The sequence below is a fragment of the Jannaschia faecimaris genome (assembly GCF_900107415.1).
Lineage (GTDB): Bacteria > Pseudomonadota > Alphaproteobacteria > Rhodobacterales > Rhodobacteraceae > Jannaschia > Jannaschia faecimaris.
Window position 1 is genome coordinate 151,286 of record NZ_FNPX01000007.1, and the last position, 6,722, is coordinate 158,007.

Annotated in this window: 7 protein-coding genes and 1 pseudogene; 5 read left to right on the forward strand and 3 right to left on the reverse strand. The window is 55.0% G+C overall.

Annotation, left to right across the window (positions count from 1 at the left end; genetic code table 11):
- Positions 1 to 86: 86 nt before the first annotated feature.
- On the reverse strand, positions 87 to 1,403 hold the full coding sequence (locus tag BLV27_RS10210) for an ABC transporter substrate-binding protein (protein ID WP_092645579.1): 1,317 nt from the start codon (positions 1,401 to 1,403) through the stop codon (positions 87 to 89).
- A 694-nt stretch (positions 1,404 to 2,097) separates the two neighbouring features.
- Between BLV27_RS10210 and BLV27_RS20205 the strand changes: the two are divergent.
- Positions 2,098 to 2,662 (forward strand): annotated as a pseudogene (locus tag BLV27_RS20205) (transposase family protein); the annotation flags it as partial.
- A 61-nt stretch (positions 2,663 to 2,723) separates the two neighbouring features.
- Here BLV27_RS20205 and BLV27_RS10220 read toward each other — a convergent pair.
- Entirely contained in the window at positions 2,724 to 3,278 is a 555-nt protein-coding gene (locus tag BLV27_RS10220) for a Hint domain-containing protein (protein WP_092645581.1), read from the reverse strand.
- A gap of 600 nt (positions 3,279 to 3,878) precedes the next feature.
- On the opposite strand from BLV27_RS10220, the gene BLV27_RS10225 reads away from it, so the two are divergent.
- From BLV27_RS10225 to BLV27_RS20115, 3 genes are read left to right on the forward strand one after another with little or no spacing between them, the layout of a single operon-like run.
- Positions 3,879 to 4,367 (forward strand): peptidase associated/transthyretin-like domain-containing protein, encoded by a 489-nt coding sequence (locus tag BLV27_RS10225; protein ID WP_092645584.1) that lies wholly within the window; start codon positions 3,879 to 3,881, stop codon positions 4,365 to 4,367.
- A gap of 5 nt (positions 4,368 to 4,372) precedes the next feature.
- A complete protein-coding gene (locus BLV27_RS20110; protein ID WP_342024544.1) occupies positions 4,373 to 4,732 on the forward strand; it encodes a hypothetical protein in 360 nt (119 codons plus the stop codon).
- A gap of 12 nt (positions 4,733 to 4,744) precedes the next feature.
- The gene (locus BLV27_RS20115; protein WP_342024546.1) at positions 4,745 to 4,990 is read left to right on the forward strand and encodes a hypothetical protein; all 246 of its coding nucleotides are present in this window, start codon (positions 4,745 to 4,747) and stop codon (positions 4,988 to 4,990) included.
- Positions 4,991 to 5,190: 200 nt separating this feature from the next.
- Here BLV27_RS20115 and BLV27_RS10235 read toward each other — a convergent pair whose 3' ends face one another.
- Positions 5,191 to 5,970: a potassium channel family protein gene (locus BLV27_RS10235; RefSeq protein WP_092645586.1), complete on the reverse strand. Its 780-nt coding sequence runs from the start codon at positions 5,968 to 5,970 to the stop codon at positions 5,191 to 5,193.
- A gap of 266 nt (positions 5,971 to 6,236) precedes the next feature.
- On the opposite strand from BLV27_RS10235, the gene BLV27_RS19060 reads away from it, so the two are divergent.
- Entirely contained in the window at positions 6,237 to 6,482 is a 246-nt protein-coding gene (locus tag BLV27_RS19060) for a hypothetical protein (protein WP_139176593.1), read from the forward strand.
- The last annotated feature ends 240 nt before the right edge of the window (positions 6,483 to 6,722 follow it).

Genomic DNA, 6,722 nt, shown 5'->3' on the forward strand with positions numbered 1-6,722 from the left:
ACTTGGAAAGTTGCGCCGGAACCTGTTGACCCCGGCGCGAGGTGTTCGCCGGACCGCAGCACGGGGCTGCGGTCCGGTCAGGGAGATTAGAGCTTACCTTCGTCTTCGAAGACCTCGGTCCAATCCTCGATCAGCTTGTCGAGAGCTTCCTTTGCCGTACCCTGGTCGGCAACGACATAGTCATGCATCCGCTTTTGCATGGCCAGAAGGAGTTCAGCATAGGCTGGCTCCTGCCAGAAGTCCTGCACCGCATCCATGGCTTCCACAAAGTCGGCTCCAAAGATCAAACGCTCGGTATAGGCGGGATCCTCGAAGACCGACTTGTGCGCAGAGGCACCGCCAAGCTCGGACCATTTGGCTTGAACCGCAGGGTCGGAGAACCACTTGATGTATTCAAGCGCTGCATCCTGTTTGTCGGAATACGAAACAACTGAAATCCCTTGACCGCCGAGGGTCGAGCCCGCCTGATTCTGCGGCGGATTGACGAAGAAGTCGATTTTATCGCCCACATCCGGGTCGGATGCGAGGCCGGGGAAGAAGGCGAACCAGTTCATGGCCATGGCGACCTGACCCGACTTAAACGCGTCGAGCGATTCACCCATGTAGGAATTGGTGTACCCCGGCGGCGTCGCGGTCTCGTAGAACTCCTTGTAGAACTCCAGAGCCTCAACAGCCTCGGGCGAATTCACGGCACCTTCCATGTCGTAGGTCCCGGGCGTGTTCTCGTATTTGAAGCCCCAAGGATATAAGGCGCTGGTGATACCCATCGTAATGCCTTCGGAGCCACGCTCGGTAAAGATCGAGGCACCGTAGACGGTCTGGCCGTCGATTTCGCGTTCCTGGAAGAACTGCGCGATTTCCAGAAGTTCCTTCTGGGTCGCCGGCTCGGTCAGATCGCGACCAGTTTCGGCCTTGAATGCGTCCTTGATGTCGTCACGCTCGAACCAGTCCTTGCGATAGAACCAGCCGTTTGCGTCAGCCATAGCGGGCAGTGCGTAGTAGTTTGGCGTGCCCTTCGGCCAAGTGGAATACGCGTAGACGGTCGCAGGAACAAAGTCGTCCATGCTAATACCTTCGGCGTCGAAGAAATCGTTCAGTTTGACATAATGGCCGTTCTCAGCGCCGCCACCGATCCATTGGCTGTCGCCGATTAGAAGATCGCATAGCTTTCCACCCGAGTTTAACTCGTTGAGCATCCGGTCCGCAAAGTTGGGCCAGGGCACAAATTCAAAGTTCATAGTGTGGCCGGATTGGGCCTCGAAATCCTTGGATAACTCTACCAGGGCGTTCGCAGGATCCCACGCAGCCCAGCAGAGCGTAAGGTCTTCGGCTTGCGCCGTCGACGCGACGCCTGCGACCGCAATTGCAATGGCGCTGGCCGTTGCCAGTTTCGAATATGACATTCAATCCTCCCGTTTGATTGCCGCCCTATCCGACGACGAATCGCGGCATGCTTAGAGGCTATCTGAGGTACGCACCTCAAGTCGAGAAATTTCTGAGGTGCGTAACTCAAAAATTATAATATTACATTAAAACAATATATTAAGAGAAATCAAGATCTCTGGGTCAGTCGGCAACGCATCCGACGTTAGGAGAGAATTGTTCTGGTTATGCTCGCACGGATAGGCTCTTGAATGAGCCTTCATACGATACCCGGTTTCATTGCGTTCAAAACTCCGCTTTGAGCTGGAAGTCGTTAGTTTGAATGTGATCACTTATCATCCGTTTTTGAGGGCGAACGGGAGGTCATTCCATTCGTGAGACATTTGAGTATCGATCTCGATGTACGGAATTCAGCGTGTTCTCTGAACGGCAGGCTATAGATAATATAAGCAGCAGAAAATTGTATTTCTTCTCTCGACAGTTTTGCCAATCCGAGGTGAGTTAGTTCTGAAGAGGTTGGATATTCTTGAGTAAGGCTAAATCTATTTGCTATCCTAAGCTAGTATTTATTCTTCTCGACTTGAATGCGTGCAACACATTACTTACGCAAGCGAGCGATTCAGGCTCAGGATCCATTGATTTGGTTGCCTTTACGGAGGCCGCCTGACTCAAGCTCCCGGACCTGGGAGGCGGACCATGAGCGATTTGTAATGGCTGAGCGAAGCTCAGATAGCGCAGCTTCAGCCGTATTTACCTAGAAGCCATGGGGTGCCGCGGGCTCATTGCCTGGCAGGGCATTGCAAAGGCAATATCCCAAGAGGATGACAGGCGGCTTCTGAGCGGAATTATCTTCATCAGCCGCCACGGCTTGCGCTTGCGTGATGCGCCCAATGAGTACGGTCCGCACAAGACATACGACAACCGGTCAAGCGACGTGGGGGGGCGCGCGGATCATGGCGGCGTTTGCGGTCGAGGCCCTCGGCAAAAGAACCATCTCGATCCCACCTGGGTAAATCACTGCATGTTGCCCTACCGGGGAGTGGACCGGGGGAAGTGATGCGGTCTGGTTCAGCGAAGCCCTTACCGGCAGGAGATAACGCCCTGCACCCGGGGGCGAAGATAACGGGGCAAACCCGTCAAATTCGGCGAGTAACGCCACCGGAAACATATCATGTTCGGACGCTTGAAAGACTGGAGACGCGTTGCAACCCGTTACGACAGGGCTCCAATCGTATTCGTGTCGGCCACCGCGCTCGCCGCAATCGTGATCTGCTGGCTATCTGTCCTGAGCCTAGTTATTTCATTCCTGTACGTCACAAATCTGGTCGCAACGTCAATCTTCAGTTCTTTTTGATGCTGTCATGGTCCAGATCAATCCAAATACCGTCGATATTAACGGTACACCGCTCCCCGCAGTGAAATACATAGTAAGTGAAGTATCCATGGAGTTTGCGCTCTGCCCTGCCGAGTTCGACGTAATCTGCTGCTATTTCGGCCGACACTTGATCGAAGCGTCCAAGTGGTGAAATTTTCTGAGCCCCGGACATCAAGATTGTTCGGATTGGAATTTTCGGAGCCAACCCATCCTTTTGGATCTCTATAGGTTGAGCGTCTGGATGCGTTAGAAGATAGCGCCGGTCAAGCCGGACTATGTCGAGGTGCTGCACACCTAGAAAGCGACCGTCCCTTGTCTTGATAGGGTCGCGGCGGCGCAATGCTTCAACCGGCACGTCGCCAAATGCGGTTGTTACACGTGCACCAGGACCAAAACCGGGGAGGGACCATGTTCTTTTAGTCGCTACCGGTGATTCCTTTGGATTAGACGCGATCGAACCACATTGGGCCGCAACCCTTTGCAGTAGAGTGGCTTCATCAACTTCCGAATTTTGCTTCATAACATACTACTACTAATAAAATAACTGCCCACTTGGTTAATGGAATTTGAGAAAATTGCGAAAAAACACCTACTCGCTATTTCGTGCGAAAAGCACTCTCAATATCGGCATTAATGCTCAAACTCGACTTTTCTTCAACTGAATTCTGGCATCACGTGGACTGAACCTATGCTTGATACCAACGATTGTTATATACTTTGATTGTGATAATGGCGCTTCGCCTCGATTGTTGCGCGATCCATTGAGGCATTGGCTTGCTTCCGGTGACGTACCTGCCCGTTGATCGATGATGCCGACGAATCGTGGGGCGCATCTGCATGACAAATGCGGCAAAGGTCTGAAGCTGCCGTTTGTGCGGTTTACAGCATCGGCCAACAAGCGCTCGTCGCCACCGTCCGGCTGGCTCCGGCTGTACCTTAACGAAGCCGTAGATATGGTTAATCTGACCCTGTGCCTTCGCCGTTTAGAAATTTCTTGGAAATGCGCTACAACGTGTAACAATTTTTAGTGGACCAAAGTGTAACAATTTTTAGTGGACCAAAGTTGTGAGCGGATCGTTGTATCCGCTCAGTAGAGACACGCAATATCGGAGAAAGTAATATGACCGACGGTGTCACCACCCGCCGCGCCCTCATTGCCAGCGCCGGTGCAGTCTTTGCCACCGGGGTCCCTAGCCTCCTCGTTCCTGCCCAAGCCCAGGGCTTTGCCGCAACGCAATCGATGCGGGGCGGGTCCAACAATTACCGCCCTGATGCGCCGATCGTGGATCGGATCGGCAGCGGTGGTTTCTGGATGACGGGCACGGTGCGGCGTGCGGGCGATGGAGTTCCGCTTGCTGGCCAATGCATCCAGATCTGGGCGCATACGACCGAAGGGCACGAGCGCGACCCGCAGAGCCACGGTGCTACGCTTACCGGCGCTGACGGTGCGTTTCGTCTCGAGATGCCGCAGATCGTCCCCGCGTTCGGCCAACCCCATGGTCACCTCGCTTATGACGATTATGATTTCGAAATCGTCTTCCTGCGTCCCGTCATGCAGAGTGCAAGTAACACCAGCCTCAATGCAGACTTCGTCCTTCAACCAGTCTGACCGAAATGGGTCTTAAAAAAACGACTTTGGTCTTTAATATTGTTGTCTGGGCGACTTTCGCGACAGTCGTTGCGGTTCCTATGTTGGCGGCTACGGCGAGCCCGTTGCTCGCATGGCGCAACCCAACTTACATAGCGGCCGGGCTTGCAGGGGTTGTCGCTTTGGCGCTTCTGCTCGTTCAGCCATTACTGGTGGGTGGATACCTGCCGGGCCTCCTCGCCAAGCGCGGGCGGCGCGTGCATCGCCGGGTTGGCGGCGTTTTGGTTGTGGCGGTGGTGATCCATGTTGCGGCCCTTTGGATCACCAGTCCTCCAGACGTGATTGATGCGTTGTTTTTTGCTTCACCAATACCGTTCTCCGTCTGAGGCACCATTACAATGTGGGCCATCTTTGCCTCCGCTCTGCTGGCCGCGCTTCGCCAACGTATACGCCTGCCTCTGCCCGTTTGGCGTCTTGTGCACACGGCCCTCGCGGTAATGATCGTGGTGGGAAGCGTCGTGCATGCGCTGCTGATCGACGGAACGATGGAAACGATATCAAAGGCCGCACTTTGCGTGCTGGTCCTCGCGGCGACTGTAAAGGTCGTGGCTGACCTCCGAGGCCGGGCAACACGAACGCGCTGAGGGTGCGGGTAACGTCGGATGCCCCTGTCATCAGCGTCGGTTGATACGAACCGCTTCGCAATGCGACAGGGGGCCTGCAATTTTGTATCGGTCGCGTAACGACGCGGCATCAATCCTGAAAGGTCCGGTTCAGGGAAGCCGCAGCGCGGCGTTTGAACCGTGGTCGGCTGGCAGGAACAGGCTGGAAAACGCGCGCGCGTTCATGTCCCAGTGTCGCCTTCCGTCTCTATCTTCAGCGACCCGCCACAATGCTTGCAGTGGATCGCATCCGGTTCGTGCCGGTTCAGGCCGCATTCAGGGCATTTATATTTGATCTTGGAGGGCTGGAAAATGGCGCGCGCCAATTGAACAAAAAGCGCCACGCCGACGACCATTATGAACACCGACAACAGCTTCCCGCCGGTTGTCGTCATGGTTATGTCGCCAAAGCCCGTCGTCGTGAGCGTCGCCACGGTGAAATACAAAGCGTCGACATAACCGGCGATGCTAGCCTCTTCATTGAAGGCCAGAACGAAGACGAACGACGTGGTCACGAAGATGAAGACGAACAGGTTGACTGCGGCGAGGATAGCGTCTTCGTGGCGGCGGAAGAACAGGCTCTCGCGCCGAAGGTCACGCAGCAGGTGATAGGCGTGGATCAGCCGCAGGCCCCGCAGCACACGGAGGAATCCGAAGTTCTCGGCGATAAGCGGTGCCAGTAGCAGGGACAGGACGACGAGCAGATCCGCCAAGGTGTAGATGCGCGTCAGTTCTCGTCGCAGGTTTTCGGAGATCCAGAGCCGTGCCGCGAGGTCCAGAAATATAAGCAGTCCGAGTCCGGTGTTCAGTGCTATCGTAAACGGCGTCATGGGTAGCGCCGCGGTTGCAACAAAATATACGATGGTCAGAGCATCGAAAATGATCAGCCCATAGCGGAACCGCCGGGCGCGCTGGCTTTGACCGGAGTAGAGCAATCTAATCGTTCGGTGCAGTTCTTGCATTTAAGCAAAATGCCACAGGTTTTCTCCCGAGGCCATGTGCCGAAACTACTACGTATCAGCGGACATTTTCGGGGGCACGCGCATTGAATCCATCTGACGCCGCCGAGTTTTTGCAACCGTAGCGATCGGCAGGTTCGACAGGCCACAGTGCAGCGGTGCAAGTTGATGACGAGCGGTGGCTACGCGCCCAAAGCGGCGATGTTGAATCCGCCTGTTAAAATCTCGAAAGGCTGGCTAAGCTGCGACGACCCAGGTCTGGTAATCTCGTGATTGAAGAAATTTCGTTTAAAACGCCGTCTGGGCAATCTTTGCCAGCAATCCTGAATCGTCCTGCTGATGCCGACACTCTTTTTGTGCTGGGACATGGATCGGGATCGAACAGACATGTGCCGCTGATGGTCGCGTTGAATGACGCACTTGCCCCGTTCCGCGTTGCAACCTTGCGCTTCGAATACCCATACTCTGGTGCTGTCTATTTGTGGACGGCTCCGTTTTTGCAAGGGTTGATTTGAGCTGATTTTGATCGTTGCAGGTTGCGGTCATGTGTCCGGCCTTTTTGCGCGGTACGTCTGACCGCTGGCCCTGATGAAGTCCGCATGCCAGGTCCCAATCAGACTATCGAGCTGTGACGCGCTTCCGGCACCTCGGGGTATCCCAGCAGCGGTCCCGTTCGATCATCATCACTCATCTCTGCCCTTGCATCTCATCGCGGCGTTTCGGGTGCCGCTATCTCCTCCTACGTTCAGACTGAC

Excerpts from the sequence above, each read along its gene's own strand:
- BLV27_RS10225 (WP_092645584.1), top strand. The coding sequence starts at position 3,879 with ATGACCGACGGTGTCACCACCCGCCGCGCCCTCATTGCCAGCGCCGGT.
- BLV27_RS20115 (WP_342024546.1), top strand. The coding sequence starts at position 4,745 with ATGTGGGCCATCTTTGCCTCCGCTCTGCTGGCCGCGCTTCGCCAACGT.
- BLV27_RS10220 (WP_092645581.1), bottom strand. The coding sequence starts at position 3,278 with ATGAAGCAAAATTCGGAAGTTGATGAAGCCACTCTACTGCAAAGGGTT.
- BLV27_RS20110 (WP_342024544.1), top strand. The coding sequence starts at position 4,373 with ATGGGTCTTAAAAAAACGACTTTGGTCTTTAATATTGTTGTCTGGGCG.
- BLV27_RS10235 (WP_092645586.1), bottom strand. The coding sequence starts at position 5,970 with ATGCAAGAACTGCACCGAACGATTAGATTGCTCTACTCCGGTCAAAGC.
- BLV27_RS10210 (WP_092645579.1), bottom strand. The coding sequence starts at position 1,403 with ATGTCATATTCGAAACTGGCAACGGCCAGCGCCATTGCAATTGCGGTC.